The 15,042-nt window shown below is 46.8% G+C and carries 11 protein-coding genes and 2 pseudogenes; all 13 read right to left on the bottom strand.

What is annotated here, in order from left to right; genetic code table 11:
- Positions 1-22: 22 nt before the first annotated feature.
- The 13 genes and pseudogenes from polA to tpx all read right to left on the bottom strand — a co-directional run bounded on the left by polA (position 23) and on the right by tpx (position 15,022).
- Positions 23-2,659, bottom strand: coding sequence for a DNA polymerase I (gene polA, locus INT76_RS10415; protein WP_212570564.1), 2,637 nt, complete (start codon positions 2,657-2,659; stop codon positions 23-25).
- 74 nt (positions 2,660-2,733) lie between these two features.
- Entirely contained in the window at positions 2,734-4,032 is a 1,299-nt protein-coding gene (locus INT76_RS10410; RefSeq protein ID WP_212570562.1) for a hypothetical protein, read from the bottom strand.
- A gap of 129 nt (positions 4,033-4,161) precedes the next feature.
- Positions 4,162-7,512, bottom strand: a complete 3,351-nt coding sequence (locus tag INT76_RS10405) for an FtsX-like permease family protein (protein ID WP_212570560.1) — start codon at positions 7,510-7,512, stop codon at positions 4,162-4,164.
- A gap of 8 nt (positions 7,513-7,520) precedes the next feature.
- The gene (locus tag INT76_RS10400; protein ID WP_212570558.1) at positions 7,521-8,222 is read right to left on the bottom strand and encodes an ABC transporter ATP-binding protein; all 702 of its coding nucleotides are present in this window, start codon (positions 8,220-8,222) and stop codon (positions 7,521-7,523) included.
- A gap of 241 nt (positions 8,223-8,463) precedes the next feature.
- Entirely contained in the window at positions 8,464-9,552 is a 1,089-nt protein-coding gene (locus tag INT76_RS10395) for an InlB B-repeat-containing protein (RefSeq protein ID WP_212573072.1), read from the bottom strand.
- A gap of 431 nt (positions 9,553-9,983) precedes the next feature.
- Positions 9,984-10,652 (bottom strand): annotated as a pseudogene (locus INT76_RS10390) (recombinase family protein).
- 123 nt (positions 10,653-10,775) lie between these two features.
- A complete protein-coding gene (locus INT76_RS10385; protein WP_212570556.1) occupies positions 10,776-12,002 on the bottom strand; it encodes a sensor histidine kinase in 1,227 nt (408 codons plus the stop codon).
- Positions 12,003-12,004: 2 nt separating this feature from the next.
- Positions 12,005-12,691: a response regulator transcription factor gene (locus INT76_RS10380; RefSeq protein WP_212570554.1), complete on the bottom strand. Its 687-nt coding sequence runs from the start codon at positions 12,689-12,691 to the stop codon at positions 12,005-12,007.
- Entirely contained in the window at positions 12,692-13,312 is a 621-nt protein-coding gene (locus INT76_RS10375; protein WP_212570552.1) for a GTP pyrophosphokinase, read from the bottom strand.
- Positions 13,313-13,422: 110 nt separating this feature from the next.
- A complete protein-coding gene (locus INT76_RS10370; protein WP_249116154.1) occupies positions 13,423-13,704 on the bottom strand; it encodes a hypothetical protein in 282 nt (93 codons plus the stop codon).
- 17 nt (positions 13,705-13,721) lie between these two features.
- Positions 13,722-14,042 carry a helicase BlpT gene (locus INT76_RS10365; protein WP_212570550.1) on the bottom strand — a complete coding sequence of 107 codons (321 nt, stop codon included), beginning with the start codon at positions 14,040-14,042 and terminating at the stop codon, positions 13,722-13,724.
- A gap of 118 nt (positions 14,043-14,160) precedes the next feature.
- Positions 14,161-14,460, bottom strand: a pseudogene (locus tag INT76_RS10360) (ABC transporter ATP-binding protein); the annotation flags it as partial.
- Between the two features lie 70 nt (positions 14,461-14,530).
- On the bottom strand, positions 14,531-15,022 hold the full coding sequence (gene tpx / locus INT76_RS10355; RefSeq protein ID WP_212570548.1) for a thiol peroxidase: 492 nt from the start codon (positions 15,020-15,022) through the stop codon (positions 14,531-14,533).
- Between the last annotated feature and the right edge of the window lie 20 nt (positions 15,023-15,042).

The following is a 15,042-nucleotide window of genomic DNA, read 5'->3' as shown; positions in this document are numbered from 1 at the left end:
CAATTCCTCTTATTGATTCGTGTTACTTGGCTTCATACCAAGACTGGCCTGCATTTTCATCAGCAACCAACGGTACCGATAGGCGAATGGCGGACTCCATGGTTTCCTTGACTAAGCTGCGAATGGTGTCTAGCTCATCCATAGGAACTTCCAAGACGATTTCATCGTGTACTTGGAGTAGCATTCTCGTTTTCAGACCGGCATCTTCAATCGCCTTGTCCAGATTGATCATGGCGACTTTGAGAATATCGGCTGCTGACCCTTGGATTGGAGAGTTGATGGCGGTACGCTCTGCAAAATTACGGACGTTGAAATTGCGCGAATTGATGTCTGGTAATTCGCGTCGGCGGTGATAGATGGTCTCGACATAGCCCTTATCCCGCGCCTCACGAACAATATTCTCCATGTATTGCTTGATACCTGGGAAACGGGTAAAGTAGGTGTCGATATAATTTTTGGCCTCTTTGCGGCTGATTCCCAAGTTATTGGCCAAGCCAAAGTCGGAAATTCCATAGACCACTCCAAAGTTGACGGCCTTGGCATTCCGGCGGTCGTTCGGGGTCACATCTTCTGCTTTCTCAATACCAAAGACCCGCATAGCCGTCGAAGTGTGGATGTCTGCACCTTGCTGGAAGGCTTCAATGAGGTGTTGGTCTTGGGAAATATGGGCCAAGACCCGCAATTCAATCTGTGAATAGTCCGAACTCAGCAATAAGCTATCTTCTAAAGACGGAACAAAGGCCTTACGGATAAGTCGTCCCTGCTCCAAACGTACTGGAATATTTTGCAGGTTGGGATCTGTTGAGGACAACCGTCCTGTCTGGGTTAAATCCTGAACATAACGGGTATGTATTTTCCCGTCAGCCATAATCGCTTCCTGTAAGCCAATGACATAGGTTGACTGGAGTTTGGTGATTTGACGGTATTCCAAAATCTTAGAAACCACAGGTGCAATTGGAGCCAGACGTTCCAAGACATCAACGGCTGTTGAATAGCCTGTCTTGGTCTTTTTGGTAAATTCCAAGGGCAACCCCATCTTTTCAAAAAGGATGGTACCGAGTTGTTTTGGAGAGTTGATGTTGAATTCTTCTCCTGCCAGGTCGTAGATTTGCTGAGTCAGCTGGTCAATAAGGAGATCGTTTTCTGCCTGCATGGCCTGAAGCGTTCTGGCTTCGACCTTGATGCCTGCAATCTCCATCTTGGCAAGGACGTTTGCCAGAGGCAACTCCATATCAAAGAGAAGATTTAGCTGCTGGTTGTCCTCTAGTTTTGCCAACATCGGAGCCTCTGTTTCCAGTAGGACTTGTAGTTTTTGAGCCAGATGACGGTGGAAGATGGCTGTTTCCGGCAGACCTCGCTTCACTCCCTTACCGTAGACAGTTTCATCTGGATCGATACGGGTCTGGCCGTAGAGATTGGCAATGGTGGTGATTTCATTGTCCTCGACAGTAGAAAGCAGGTACTTGGCCAAGCGACTGTCAAAACGAGGGTGTGATAGGTCAATCCCCATACGGCTCAACAAGACCTTACCCCTCTTGAAATCATAGGTTTTTAGCGGTATTTCTTGAAGGAAATTTCTCAGCACAGGGCTATCCAGCAAGTCTGGGCCACCTACATAGATAGCTCGCTCATCGCCCCAGGCCAGTCCAACCAGGTCTTCCTTGTGATAGTTATCTCCCAGTATCTCAAAATAGAAGAATTGGTCTGCGTTCAGCATCTCTTCTGTAATGTGAGTGACACTGGTGTAGTTTACCTGCACCTCTTCCTGCTTCACCTGACTGCCGAGCTGAGCCCGCAGCTGCTTAAAGCCCATATCATCGTAAAAACGACCAAGAGTTTCCACATCCGGCCCACCATAAATCAGGTCGTCCAAGCCAATGGCAATCGGAGCTTGAGTGTCAATGGTAGCCAGAGTCCTAGACAAGAAGGCCTTCTCCTTGTCGTTGATCAGATTCTCCTTCATTTTAGAAGGCTTCATCTGGTCAATCTGCTCATAAATCCCTTCCAGCGAACCGTACTCAGCCAAGAGCTTGAGACCCGTTTTTTCACCGATTTTCGTCACACCGGGGATATTGTCTGAGGTATCTCCCATCAGAGCCTTAAGATCAATGAACTGCCGAGGGGTGATTCCCATTTTTTCCATCAGGTAGGCCGAGGTAAATTCCTCAAATTCTGCCATACCTTTTTTAGAGATTTCGATAACTGTATTGTCATCGGTCAGCTGAATCAAGTCCTTATCACCGCTGACAATGGTCACATCGAAAGGAATTTCTGTCCGCTCTGCCATTTTGTCCAAGGTTCCGATAATATCGTCAGCCTCGTACTGGTCTAACTCATAGTGCGGAATCCCCATAGCATCCAGCATCTGGCGGATGAAGGGAAATTGCTCCCGAAACTCGTCTGGCGTCTTGGCGCGTCCAGCCTTGTAATCAGCATACATCTCCGTCCGGAAGGTCGTTTTCCCCGCATCAAAAGCAACCAAAATATGGGTTGGGTCAATCCGCTTCATCATTTGATCCAGCATCAAATGGAAGCCATAGATGGCATTGGTATGAAGACCGGTCGGACTCTTGAAACGGTCGATTTGGTTATAAAGGGCAAAAAATGCGCGAAAGGCTACGGATGAGCCATCAATCAATAATAATCTGTTTTTTGTCATGCTTCTATTATAGCACTAATTAGCAGGTTTGAGGGGGGAGAGGACTAAAAAATGAAAGAAAAACCTAGCTAGGGCTAGGTTCGGTAATAGACTTTCTTGGCCACCACCATGCTGTGGGGCTTTTCATATTCTTCATCAAGATAGTGCTGGTAGGTTCCCGGTGCGATAAAACCTCGGATTCCCAAGATATCTGTACCTGCCTGACCTACCACCCAGTCTGCCAAGAGCACGCAGTTGGTTGATAGAACAAAATAGGTCTTGAACTTAGATTTTTTAAACTTATAGAATCGCACACCTGTTGCCGCCTGCATACGGTAGGTATAGTTGGCTTGAAGTCCTCCATCGGCTCCCTTTACCAGAGGCTCCGCTGATGGCTGCCAGCCCAACAAGAGTTGGTGCAACTCTTCCAAGCGCTCCTCGATAGCTACCTGTTGTTCCTCGTCCAGCTGAATTTGGTAGGCTAGCATGGTCATGCCTTCTCTGTTACAAAAATCAATATAGGCATTTCGTTCTACTTGGAAAAGAACACCATCCCCGATGCTGCCGCCCAAGCGTCCAGAAGCAATATCATAGGAACCATAGCCATAGACCGTTCCCTTGTAATTCAAATCAACATGCCCAACCGCTTCAAAACCGCTTTCTTTGACATGGACAAAGACTTCTAGGACTGGCTCGGATGCCACCTGTTTGAAACGATTATAGGCATCCGCGGCTGTTCCCTCTTCATGGACTGCCAAGAAGTCATTGAGACGCTGGAGGGTAACCCGCGGCAAAAGGGCTGCAAGAAACAAGGGGAGGGGGATGCGAATATGTCGCCGTAAATCCTGCTTTTCAAGCGCCTGTTCAAAGAAATATCCATCCCGAATATTGGTCAGACCATAGAGTACCAAGTAAGCTCCTACAAGACCGGCCTGTAAGGTTAGGTGAGCTTGGGTGGAAAAGAAGGAAAGGACTGAAATGGCTAAGAGCCAAATACCATCCATTAAAAAACGAATCCGCGGACGCACCCCATCCTTGCGGTAGAGGATGTAGGTAATAACATTCACAACTGCAGTCAAAAGCTGATAAAAACCGATGAAGATGGCCATCAGATAGATGGGGAGCTGAACCGCTAGATCGGCGCCCGCCAAAAAGGCAAAAAGCAGGGTCTTTCCTATTAAGACAAGGATACTTTCTGATGACTTGCTCTTTTTCAATAGGTGCATGACCAGTTCAAACAAGGATAGGAAGAAAATACCGTAGAGGGCCAAGCGAATAGCCAGCATAGGCAGCCAAACCCCAGTCACAATGAGGGTCAAGCCCGCTATCAGTAAAATACTCCCTTGGTTAAGCAGTTTTTTACCGGTTAGACCTAAATCACTGATTTTTTTCATGCTTCCTCCCTGAAAAAATTTTACTCTATTATAAACCATTCCTCCCCAAAAAGAAAGAGAATCAAAAACGCCAAAAACGGCCAAACCAAGTTTGAACCGTCTTGGTCTGACCGCTTTTTATGAGAAAGGTTAATCCACTGACTTTAGGGCTTCTAGCATGTCTACTTTGCGCAGTTTGCGATTGACATACCAGCCCAATAGGGCCAGTATCACAATGATAGCAAGGATAGGAATCAGGTAGACCCCTATTGTCACTTCTGGTTTAAACATCATATTGACTGAGCCGATGATTTGAAGCAGAACCCGGTGGAGCAAGATGCCGCCACCAAGACCAAGCAGCATTCCAACGAGGGAAAGAACGATTGTTTCTCGGTAGATATAGAGGGTGACTTCTTGATGATGGAAACCCAGTACCTTGATGGTTGAAAGTTCACGAATCCGTTCAGCCACATTGATGATGGTTAGGTTATAGAGGATGACTAAGCCGAGCAGGGTGGATAAGACGATGAGGATGACCATGATAGACTGGAGCGATTCCGCTACTGTTTCCAGCATAGAAATCAGAGAGGTATTTTGAACAAGTGCCACCACTCCCTTGAGGGCAAAGAGTTGACTGGCTATCTTTTCAATCTTTTCGCTGCTTCTATTGCGTAGCTGGAGTAGGTAGGCATTTGTTTGATAGGGCTGGTTTGTTAACGCTTCATAGTAGTCCGAGGAGAGATAAATAAAGTGGCCAGCATACATTTCTGCAATACCAGCAATCTCAACCTGCACTGTTTTTCCAGCTATGGTTAAGGAAATAGCATCTCCGACAGTTACGTCGTAAAGTTGAGCTATTTTTTCTGTTAGAATCGCGCCTTTCTTTGGCAACTCTATGGTCTGACCATTTCCTGCTTGTCGTAGGGAAAGAAGGCCGCCGATATCTGATTGATTGCTGGCCAACAGATTGAGGGTCACACCTACTTCTTCAGCATCCAGACTTTCAAAGACCACAGGCTGCTTGGTAGTGACCTGCTCCAAAGTCAAGGCTTCCTCCAGCTCTTGCTGGTCTTCCTGAGCCGCTCTGCTATTTTCCACCACAATCATATCATAATGGATGATGTCGCCAAACTGGGTATCTACCACGCCGGAAATGGACGAGTGAATCCCCAAGCCGCCAAAGAGAAGGGCAACGGTTCCTGCTACACCAAAGATGGTCATGAACATCCGTTTTTTGTAGCGGAAAATATTGCGAGCAGTCACCTTATGGGCAAAGCTCAATCTCTCCCAGATAAAGGGCAGCTTCTCCAACAGGATACTGGAGCCCGCCACTGGAGGCTTAGGCAACAAAAGGTAGGCTGGTTTTTCCAACAATTCCTTGCGCGCAACCAGATAGGCTGGAAGAACCGCAGATACCAGAGCTAAAACAAGGGCCATCACGGTCCAGAAGGGATAAAAATAGAGCTGAACACGACCGATGACTGTACTGGAAGAAATCACAGAGCTGATCATCGGAGATAGAAGAAAATTGCCTGCCACAATCCCAACCACAGTTCCTGCTAAGGCTGAGCCAAGACCATAGAGAACAAACTTAGCGATAATCTGACGATCGGTGTAGCCCAAGGCCTTGAGAAGCCCAGCCTTGGTTCGCTCTTCGTCAACAAATCGGGTCATGGTCGTAAAGGTTACTAAAGCTGCCACCAGATATAAGACAAGCGGAAAGACATTGCCCACCGCCGACACACTGTCTGTCGCATTGTCGTAGGTAGTAAAGCCTTCTCCTCCCGGTAGACTGCTTCTGGTGTAGGTTTGATAAGATGGTGTCGCCAATTGACTCAAGTCAGATTGGGCCTGATTCAGCTCATCTTTAGCCTGAGCAATCTCTTGTTCTGCCTGCCCCTTCTTTTCATCAAAGTCGGTCTGAGCCTGCTCCAGTTGGCGGCTAGCAGCCTGTAACTGATTCCCTTGACGAGTCAGTTCTTCTTGAGCACTCTGGAGTTCTTGCTCCCCTTGTTGGGAACGGGCAAGTCCTTCTTGATAGGCTAACAGCCCTTCCTGATAGCGGGCATAGCCAAGTTCATAGTCTGTCAGACCTTTTTGGTACTGGGCATAGCCTTCTTGGTAATCTGCCAATCCCTTCTGGTAGCTACGCTCTTTTTGTTCATATAGACCGTAGCCGGCCTGATACGCCTCATGTGCCTGTTGATAGGTTGCCATGGCCTGATCCAAACCTGCTTTCTCCCTATCCAAGTCTTCTTGAGCTGCAAGAAGGTCAGGGTGGTCTGCCAAGGTTTCACCTACAACTAAGCGATTTTCAATGTCGTGATTCAGGGCTTGCTGGGCTTGATACCATTTAGCCTGCGCTGCCGATAGGGCTGCTCCTTCTTGCGATAGGGCCCGATTGGTTTCCTCCAATTGACTTTTGGCTTGGGCAAGCTGACTGGCCATTCCATCCAACTCCGACTGGGTAACCTCAAAGAAGCTCTCGGTTTCATCCAACTGCTGCTTGCGTCTGTCCAATTCGGCTTTGGTCTGATCAAGCTTTTCTTTGTTGAGTGTAAGCTGGGCTTGTGCTTCTTCAAGCTCAGCCCATTTTTGTGCAAGTTGAAGCTGAGCCTGAGCCAGACTGTTCTGGGCTTCTTTTAAATCAGCCTGACTGGATTGAAGCTGACCTTGGCCATCAGCTAGTTCTATCTGGGCTTGCTCAATTTCTGACTGCCCTTCCTTAATCTCTGTTTGAGCTTCTGCTTTTATCTGTTTCAGCCGCTGATTGCCATTATCAGCCAGCAACTTATCTAGCTCCTTCTGGTGCGCAGAGAGCCTATCCTTGTATGCTGACTGGTAGTAAGGCAGACCAGCCAAATCATCATAACGGATACGGGCAATCATATAGACAGGAGAGTCAAAAACACTTGGATCAACGTAGCCATAAGCTGCCAACTGACCAGAACCCGCACTCGAAGCTCCCATAATCAACTGCCCCCAAATGTCTGAAGAGGCTACAAATCCCGTCACCTTAAAGCTGGTTTGTTTGAGAACCTTGCTGGACTTGTCCGACTCCAGAAATTGTATCTGATCTCCAATCTGGTAGTCAGAACTCAAACTCTGAGAAAGAGCGATTTCCTGTTGATTGGAAGGCAAGCGTCCTGATAAAACCTGAGGTAAGGAGATAGACTGGCTCTCTGAAAAGAGTCTGACTGCCTGACCAGTCTTATCAAGTGTGACATCCTTCAGGTAGCCGTATTCAACATGGGCACCTTCTATCCCATCTAACTCTTTCTGGTCTTCTTTGCTCAGCCCCATATCAGACATCACTGCCAAATCCATACCATTTGTTTGTTCAATATAGGCTTGGGCAGTTTGCTGCATATTGGGCGAAGTAACCTTGAGACCAATCAGGGCCATGGAGCCAATCATCATCAGATTGAAGATAGAGAAGAACCGCCCCTTGGAAGAGAAAAAAGCACTGCCAACATCTTTCCAATAGATTTTCTTTGCCATAGTCGCCTCTAATATTCTATATCTGAAATAGACTGCGGTTGGCTATTGCACTCAACCGTATATACCTGGGCATCTCGCAGGCGGATTACCCTGTCTGCAATCGGCGCAAGCGAGCTATTGTGGGTCACGATGATGACCGTTGTTCCTTGCTTACGAGCCATATTCTGTAAGATTTGAAGGACTTGTTTGCCCGTTTGGTAATCCAAGGCCCCGGTCGGTTCATCACAGAGTAAGATTTTAGGTCTTTTGGCAACGGCTCTGGCTATGGAAACCCGCTGCTGTTCACCGCCTGAAAGTTGGGCAGGAAAATTGTGAAGCCGATGCCCCAAACCAACTTGTTCCAAAATAGCTTCAGCATCCATGGCATCCTTGACAATTTCAGCAGCCAATTCAACATTTTCTTTGGCGGTGAGGTTGGCAACTAGATTGTAAAATTGAAAAACAAAGCCCACATCATCCCTTCGATAATTGGTCAGCTCCTTGCTGCTCAACTGGGCAATATCCACCCCATCAATCAGCACCTGCCCCTCATCATTGGTATCCATTCCACCCAAAATATTGAGGAGGGTTGATTTTCCTGCTCCGGATGAGCCTAGAATAATCACCAGCTCTCCCTTTTCAATCTCAAAGCTTATCTCCTTATTGGCGGCAATGACGGTATCGCCCATCTGATAAAATTTTGAACTCTTTTTCACCTCGATAAAAGCCACAAGCTGCCTCCTATTCTGCTTTTGACTGCACAATTAACTGCTTAAAAACGACCTTACTGTTCATTGACTATTATACCACGTTTTAATATTTCTATTGATACGAACAAAAAGAGATTGGCGTGCTGTTTATTCTTTGTTCTGGGTGGTTGTGATGGATATTACTCAGGTTAATCCCCTTTCTTATTTTTATGTAAAAAAACTGCCCTACCTTATAAAGATAGAGCAGTGATTATAGGTTACTTTAGTTCTGTTTGCGTTTAAATCCTAGGAATCCAGCGAAACCAGCAAGGCCAAGTCCAGCCAGACTTAAAAGAGAGCTTGCTTCCCCTGTTGCTGGCAGGATTTTCTTAGGCGTTTTGCTTGCAGAAGTTGTTGTGGTGGTCGGTGCAGCTACCGGCTCCCACACCGCTGTGAAGGTCTTAGGACCTGTCACGACGTACTGAGCCCCAGCCTTATAGACAGACCCTTTCCAGTAAAGGAAAGTATGGCCTTCCTTCACTGGTGCTTCAGGCAGGGTGATTGTTTCACCCACCTTAGCCTCTAGAGCCACCGTTCCTGTTTGACCGTTAAGACTTCCGCCTGCTAGGTCAAAGGAAATGGTCGCTTTTTGGCTTTCAGTCGTTGGAACTTCTGTGGTTGGTGCTTCCGTAGTCGGAGCTTCGGTGGTTGGCACTTCAGTGGTGGTTGGAACCTCGGTAGTTGGAGCCTCAGTGCTTGCTACTTCAGTCGTTGGAACTTCAGTAGTTGGCACTTCAGTCGTTGGAACTTCTGTGGTTGGTGCTTCCGTAGTCGGAGCTTCCGTAGTCGGAGCTTCGGTGGTTGGCACTTCGGTCGTTGGTGCTTCGGTCGTTGGTGCTTCGGTCGTTGGTGCTTCGGTGGTCGGAGCTTCCGTGGTCGGAGCTTCCGTGGTTGGTGCTTCCGTAGTCGGAGCTTCAGTCGTTGGAGCTTCGGTGGTTGGTGCCTGATACATAAAAAGCACATGAATTCCTGAAACAGCCAACGCCTGATCATATTCTATGGTTACGGAATTTGACGTCCCTGACGAGAGAATAGCAGAGCTACGCTCTCCCCAATACGACCACTCAATCAACTCATACTCATTGAGTCTAGCGACAGTCATACTCTCGCCCGGAGCAAGCGAGTAGACTTCTCTATTTATTGTTCCTTTCCCCTCTATAAAATGACCGACCGTAACTGTTGTTGTCGTCTGCTCCTGCGCATAAACAACAGGGGTAGTCGCGTCAAACTTTGATGCAACCGCTGGGGCAACAATCCCCCCAGCTAGACCTACTGACAACAATACGCCCGCGAGGGCTTTTTTATTTTTCATGGTTTTCACCACAGCGCCCTCACGGGCGCTTCCCTTTCTCTATAATTTAAAAAAGAAACTCCCATCAAGCACAAAAAGCCCAAGACAAACTAATTTATCTTCAACTTCTTTTGAATGTGCTTGATAGGAGTTGAGCAATGACGACTTCTATCAACTTGAAGTTGTGTATGACATTTTTATAATTTTATCAATATCTATCCTTATTTTCTGCTTTTTCCTAATCCCCAACCCCCTCAAAACTCCTGCTACAATAGGGTTTGTGCGTGTTTTAGTTAACGTTCGTTAACTAAAACATCGAAAAATCAAAAAAATGCCGACTCGACAAGGCCTCAAAAACCCCGTCAAATCAGCATTTTGACTATTTGTTATAGATGATTTTGATTGTTTTACCAAACGAACGTCTGCTAAAACAATTTTACGTTTTTAATTTACTATTTTTTCCAACTTTTGTCAACCATTTTTAGGTTCATTTTGCGGTTTATTCGGATATTGTTGCGCCTTAGAACGCTGTAAATGGTGGCGGTGGAAATATGGAACTGGTCGGCCATCTCTCGGATGGGCATTTCTTGCTTGAGATAGGAGCGAATAATCTGCCTTTGCTTGGTTTTGGGCAGGCCCTTGTTACCCAGTCTGACTCCGCGTTCTCTGGCCTTGCGCAGTCCGTCCTTGGTGCGGTCTGAAATAGCTTGAAGCTCCCATTCTGCCACATAGCCCAGCATGAGGCAGAAGAACCTACCTGTCAGGGAATCCGTTTCAATCTGTTCGTGAAGGGATTGGAGGCGGATGTGATGACTGGTCAGGTCTGCGATGAGGGCGGAGAGGTGAAGCATTTTTCTGGTCAGGCGGTCTAGCTTATAGACGACTAGGCTGGTTTCTATGCCTTGGTTGGCGCAGGCCTTGGCGAGCGTTAGCGCTCTTTGTAACTATGGCCGTTCTTGGTTGCCTCCTGATTCTTTTTCGATGTAGAGTCTGTCGCAGAAGCTGAGGGCCTCCTTTTGGACAGTTAGCCCCAGCTCCTGGCGATTATCAGCGGAGCTGACGCGGGCGTAGCCGATGGTGATGTTTCCTTGGGTTTGGTAGTGCTTAATGATGTTCTTCACTGTTTTCCTCCTTGCTTTACTAGTGTAGCAGGGGGTGTACTCTTTAAATCAAAACTATATACAAAAACGAGTCAGGCGGACTGACTCGCTAAGTGTAATCAATTGGTCATTTTGACCCCTTCTTTACAACACAACCTTGAAGGTGATTGTATCGTCTTTGTAGTGAACGGAAATTTTTCCTCTAAAAAGTCGAACCATAGACTGGGCCATCGACAGACCAATGCCATAGCCGGACACTCGGCTGTTATGGGAGCTGTCTTCGCGGTAAAAACGGTCAAAGAAACGACTGTAATCAATTCCCTTTCCAGCTTGGTAGGTGTTGGCCACTTCAAGATTTGCTTTTTTCAAGGGAGTTTTTGACAGACGAACGGTCACCTTCCCTTCAGGGTCACAGTACTTGGTCGCGTTGTCTACCAGAATGGTTACCAACTCAAAGAGCGACTTTTCCTCACCCTTGACGAGGACATCCGGTGCTACGTCCAACTCAAACGCCTTCCCATCTTTGATAAGGGCTGCCTTAAAGTCTTCTGCCGCATCCTGCACAATGCGAGAAAAGTCTAATTCTGATAAGGCTACATCTGGTTGTTCTTCCAATTTGGCTAAGGTGACCATCTGATTGATAAGCCCTGTTAAACGCTGAACCTGGGCCTTTGTTGACCGACTCCACTCTGTTTCCCCATCCAGTAACTCTTGCATTTCTGTATTGGCTGAAATAATGGCTAAGGGGGTCTTTAATTCATGGCCAGCATTGGTGATGAACCGTTTCTGATTTTCCGCGTTTTCTACATAAGGCTTGATGGCCCAACCTGAAAAGATAAAGACAACAACGACAAAGAAGATGAGACTGTAAGCCGACATTTGGAAGGAGGTTTCAAACAGCTCAGTTCGCTCGTCAATGTAATGACTAATGTCCAAAACCACAACCAAGCTGTTTGAAGCTGTGGCAGTCGTTTCCCTGTGGGCATAATAGCGACCATCGTAGTAGATGATGCTGGATGATTCAGCTGACTCTAGCGCTTCCTTGAAGTCATTCAGACCTTCCTCTGTCAAGGACTGATTGCGGGTCATATCACTGGAGAGAATAGCGCCCTCCCCATCCAGCACATAACTAAAATAACTAAGGTGTTCTGCCCGATTGACAGTCAGATGGCTGCCCGTCAAGGCCTTGGCTAGTTCAGAACCAGCAGGCAGCTGCCCATCATTCTCAGAAAGAAGGTTCAAAATCAGTTCAATCTCACTATTGTTCTGAATGTAGCGGGCAGAGTTGAGAACGCCAGCAAAGGCAATCAAGATAACCGTTACCGCCACTGAGGCAATGAGGATAAATTGTAGACGAATTTTACGAAGCATAATCAATCACCTACCTCTACCAAACAATAGTCCCCTCCGTCTTCACCGATGATTTCGATGTCGGCATGAATGGCCCGAAGTTTTTGCCGCAGATAGGAAACGTAGATGTAGACATAGCCCAGATCAACATCTCCTTCCTTATCCCGGCCCCAAACATGGTTAAAGATTTCCTGAGTAGACAGGGGCTTATCTTTATTGAGGATGAAAAATTCCATCAGCTTGGTCTCCTTACCTGCCAACCGTATTGCGTTTTTTACGGAAATCTCCTGCTGGAACACATCCAACTTGACCGAACCCACCTCCAGAATTTGCCCGCTAAACTGATTGAGGCGACGGCTGAGTGAGTCCATCCGAGCCAATAATTCCTTGAGAGAAATAGGCTTTGTCAGGTAGTCATCTGCTCCTGCATCAAGACCTGTCACCTTATCTTCTAGCTCTGCCATGGCTGTCAGCATAATGGCATGGGTTCGATTCCCAGCCGAACGGATTTCACGGAGAGCTTCCAAACCTGTCTTTTCAGGCATCATAATGTCCAAAATCATGACATCAAAAACCTGATTGCGAGCGCAGTCAACGGCTTCTTGTCCATTGAAGGCCTGAGTTACCTCAAACCCCTTGTGGGTTAGGGCTGCGGCATAGACACGGGAAAGCTGTTCTTCATCTTCTGCTAATAGTATTTTCAAGGTCATCTACTCACCACTTTCTGCTATCAAATTTCGGATGGTTTGCATACTCAAATCACAGGAAGCCAGCTCATCTGCACACCGTTTTAATTCCTTGACCAGCCGCTCAGGGTTCTTGATGTCCTGTTTGTATTTCATCTGGTGTTCCAGACTTGCCCAAGAGTCCATCGCGATGGTACGGATTTGGATTTCCGCAAAATAGGTCCCAGGCTGATTGCCTAGACAATCCTCATAGGGCGTTTCAATTTCTACAATCAAGTGGTAACTGCGGTAACCATTGGGCTTAGCCTGAAAAACAAAGTCCTTTTCATTGTATACCGACACCCCTTCCAATTCCTTTATCACCTGCACTGTTTTATAGATGTCATCAACGAATCCGCAGATGATACGAAGACCAATTGCATCTCGAATCCCCTTTAGGGCTGATTGAGCTGTCAGGGGCAGCCCCTTGCGTTGACACTTGTCTGCCATTGACTCAGGTGTTTTTACACGGGCGATAAAATGCTCAAAAAGCTTGAAGCCCGTTTCCTGCTTGCAGGTCTGATTGGCCAGATGAATCCGCTGGCTCAAATCCTCAATAATCGCTGGCAGGTAATCCCCATAGGGCCCATAAATAGATTTTGTCATGTGCTTACTCCCCTTCTGTAAGTGCCTTCATTATATCATACTATCAAAAAAAGACTTAAAAACACCCTAAAGCGGGTGTTATATAACTGCGAAGCAAAGCAACTCTGTTTCTATTTAACAGTATATTTGGTTTGAAAGGCGCGTTGCGATAATAGTTTGCCGTTGGTTCGATCAATGACATCCCCCTTCTTACCAATCTGGTAGATGCCGTAGCCCCAACAATCGCCCTTGAAAAGCCAGTTTCGCTGAAGAATGGGCATGAGGATGCGCAAATTGTCATCCAGCCATTGAAAGGCTTGAATGGCAAAAGCTTCTCGCACCCAATCAGGTTGTGGCTCAGAACCAATCTCCCAAACCTCAACTTCCTTTCCCTTTGGATCTAAGAACATCATGATTGAACACCTCCAAACTAGAACAGGACTGTCGGCCCATACAAGGCCAATTCTGGTTTTACAGTTGCCGTATGAAAGTAATCATATTGCCTAAAGGCCTGATAGGTGGACTCATCCAAATCCAGACTGGTCAAGCCAATCAAAAAACTGGATCGCTGGTAAAACTTCTCTAAACCTATCAAAACCGTATTGGTACAGTCTGTCTGTCTTGCCAAAAGAGAAAGGGTGGATGCTAGTGCCTCTTGAAAGGCCAGTTCATCTCCTGTTCCCTTTTTGGGCATGGCCTGAAAACACTGCTGAAGATGGTCTATCAACCGTTGAGCTTCTTGAAGAAGCATACCCCTCACCTCCTCAGATATTTTTTGAATAAGGTATTCTTGTCACTGTCTATTTTACCATAAATATCCTTAGGATTCTAGATGGAACCCCAGATTCATCTGTTGTTTTTCTACTTTTTTAGCCAGCTTCGTCCTCGTCTTCCACAAATTGAGAGTTATAGAGATCGGCATAGAAACCTTGTTGTTTCATCAATTCATCATGATTTCCCTGCTCGATGATATTGCCTTCCTTCATGACCAAAATCAAATCTGCATTCTTGATGGTGAGAGGCGGTGGGCAATGATGAAGGAGCCCCCACCATAGCCTTTTGCAGTAGCTCCTCTATCCGCGTATCCACTGATGACGTCGCTTCATCTAGGATGAGTAGAGGTGCAGCTTTGAGTAGGGCCGAGCAATGGACGGCAACGGCTTTTGCCCTTGAAACTTTTTCTTTCAGAAACGAAAAGAGGCTGAACGCAGTGTCCAACCTCTTTTCGTTACCGACATCCTAGAGTTGTCTTACCGCCTCAAGGGCAGCTTCATAGTTTGGATGTTCATTTACATTGTCCAAGTATTCTAAATAAGTAATGCGATTGGCTGCGTCTAGGACAAAAACAGCCCGGGCTAACAGGTTCCATTCCCGCATGAGCAGGCCGTAGGCCTTGCCAAAGGCATGGTCATAATAGTCAGATAGGGTTTCTGCTCCTTCTAGTCCTGCTGCCGCACACCAACGTTTTTGAGCAAAGGGCAGGTCAACGGAAACCGTAATAACAACTGTGTCTTGGTCGGCCGTCAATTCCTGATTGAAACGGCGGGTCTGGCTATCACAGATGCCTGTGTCAATAGATGGCACGACGCTGATGACCTTTTTCTTTCTGCCAAAATCCTTGAGACTTTTTACACTCAAGTCATTGGCCGTCAGGATAAAGTTTGGGGCTTGATCTCCCACTTGCAAACGAGGGCCAATCAAGGTCACCTCTTTTCCGATAAATGTTGTCATTGCAATCTCCTTTTTTATGC

Origin of the sequence: Streptococcus oriscaviae, assembly GCF_018137985.1 — a bacterium.
Lineage (GTDB): Bacteria > Bacillota > Bacilli > Lactobacillales > Streptococcaceae > Streptococcus > Streptococcus oriscaviae.
The sequence above is the reverse complement of the archived record's forward strand: the minus strand, read 5'-3'. Positions and strand labels throughout refer to the sequence as shown.

Bases quoted from the DNA above. Each gene is read 5' to 3' on its own strand.
- INT76_RS10385 (WP_212570556.1), bottom strand. From the start codon at position 12,002: ATGCTTCGTAAAATTCGTCTACAATTTATCCTCATTGCCTCAGTGGCG.
- INT76_RS10370 (WP_249116154.1), bottom strand. From the start codon at position 13,704: ATGATGTTCTTAGATCCAAAGGGAAAGGAAGTTGAGGTTTGGGAGATT.
- tpx (WP_212570548.1), bottom strand. From the start codon at position 15,022: ATGACAACATTTATCGGAAAAGAGGTGACCTTGATTGGCCCTCGTTTG.
- INT76_RS10375 (WP_212570552.1), bottom strand. From the start codon at position 13,312: ATGACAAAATCTATTTATGGGCCCTATGGGGATTACCTGCCAGCGATT.
- INT76_RS10380 (WP_212570554.1), bottom strand. From the start codon at position 12,691: ATGACCTTGAAAATACTATTAGCAGAAGATGAAGAACAGCTTTCCCGT.
- INT76_RS10365 (WP_212570550.1), bottom strand. From the start codon at position 14,042: ATGCTTCTTCAAGAAGCTCAACGGTTGATAGACCATCTTCAGCAGTGT.
- polA (WP_212570564.1), bottom strand. From the start codon at position 2,659: ATGACAAAAAACAGATTATTATTGATTGATGGCTCATCCGTAGCCTTT.
- INT76_RS10395 (WP_212573072.1), bottom strand. From the start codon at position 9,552: ATGAAAAATAAAAAAGCCCTCGCGGGCGTATTGTTGTCAGTAGGTCTA.
- INT76_RS10410 (WP_212570562.1), bottom strand. From the start codon at position 4,032: ATGAAAAAAATCAGTGATTTAGGTCTAACCGGTAAAAAACTGCTTAAC.
- INT76_RS10405 (WP_212570560.1), bottom strand. From the start codon at position 7,512: ATGGCAAAGAAAATCTATTGGAAAGATGTTGGCAGTGCTTTTTTCTCT.